Origin of the sequence: Xenorhabdus sp. PB62.4, assembly GCF_014467285.1 — a bacterium.
Taxonomy (GTDB): Bacteria; Pseudomonadota; Gammaproteobacteria; order Enterobacterales; family Enterobacteriaceae; genus Xenorhabdus.
This window is the reverse complement of the sequence record NZ_NKHR01000107.1, coordinates 1-709: the sequence shown is the minus strand read 5'-3', so window position 1 is coordinate 709 and position 709 is coordinate 1. Positions and strand designations below refer to the sequence as shown.

1 protein-coding gene is annotated in these 709 nt (G+C 46.4%); it reads right to left on the bottom strand.

What is annotated here, in order from left to right; genetic code table 11:
• The coding region (locus Xenpb_RS19430; RefSeq protein ID WP_255523222.1) for an IS4 family transposase at positions 1-606 on the bottom strand (606 nt) is incomplete at its 3' end.
• Between the last annotated feature and the right edge of the window lie 103 nt (positions 607-709).

The following is a 709-nucleotide window of genomic DNA, read 5'->3' as shown; positions in this document are numbered from 1 at the left end:
CAGATACTCAATAATATCCGCTTCTCGGTCACAGACAGAGATAACTTTCCGCATGTCAGCACCGAGGCGGGTTTCCATTGCGCGTGAAGCCCGTTCCCATTTATAGCTTTCTTTGTCTTTGTAAGCTCTGCTCGCATGATGTTGATTTTGCCCGTAAGCTTGAAGGTCTCTCGTCCAACGAGCTTGTTCAATGAGCCCAATAACCTGCTGCTTATCAGGCGCAAAGAGCAAAACGGAATGCGCATGCATACCTCTGGAACGTTTATTGGATGTGGTGTGCCCCATCTCATCTCGAACCGTAGGGTGGGTAAATTCCAGCGAGGTCGTATCTTCAAGAGCGAGGAGGCAATCATAGTGCTTAACCTGCTCAGCAGTGGCGACAAAGCCAGCTTCTGCGATAGCGTGAGGATTAATAGCTTGATTACGAGTGAAACGATAAGCGGCTTCGATATCAGCAGGTGATTTTAAAGACTGCACGAGAGACTGTCCTAAATGATTTGCAAGAGAAGAAGCAAGCTTGACCAGTCGCTTAGTGCGGCGACTATCCCCTAAATCGGCATATTGAAAAGTTTCTTTTGCCCATTGCTCAGTGTTTGTAGAAAACATCATACGTTACCTCAACGTGGTATTTCTTGTTGAGATCAGCCAGGCAGAAAAAGGTTCAAAAATATCCCTCGATTCAATCGAGGGATTTGTGTAGAAGAGACAG